Source organism: Caballeronia sp. ATUFL_M2_KS44 (assembly GCF_023630965.1).
In the GTDB taxonomy this organism is placed as follows: Bacteria; Pseudomonadota; Gammaproteobacteria; order Burkholderiales; family Burkholderiaceae; genus Caballeronia; species Caballeronia concitans.
Window position 1 is genome coordinate 1 of record NZ_JALQEA010000046.1, and the last position, 275, is coordinate 275.

Genomic DNA, 275 nt, shown 5'->3' on the forward strand with positions numbered 1-275 from the left:
GCTCCATTTCGCCGGCCAATAGCCGATCTTGCGAAACTCATAAGGCATGCGGTCCGGATGCGCGGCAAGCCAGTCGATATACGCATTCACGCCGGCTGCGTAGCGTGTCGCGGCAGGCTTCGCATCGGGACCATAGCGCTGCCATTCGGTCGCCATGTCGCCGCGATAAAGAAAGAGCCGCGTGGCCTTGTCCTGTTCCACATAAGCGGGACCGAAGACCTCCGAAAGCTCGCCGAGGCCGCGTCTGCGCCACAGATCGATCTGAAACATGCGGT

1 protein-coding gene is annotated in these 275 nt (G+C 61.1%); it reads right to left on the reverse strand.

Annotated features, from left to right (window positions below; genetic code table 11):
• The coding region (locus tag NCR39_RS19545) for a penicillin acylase family protein (RefSeq protein ID WP_250453744.1) at positions 1-275 on the reverse strand (275 nt) is incomplete at both ends.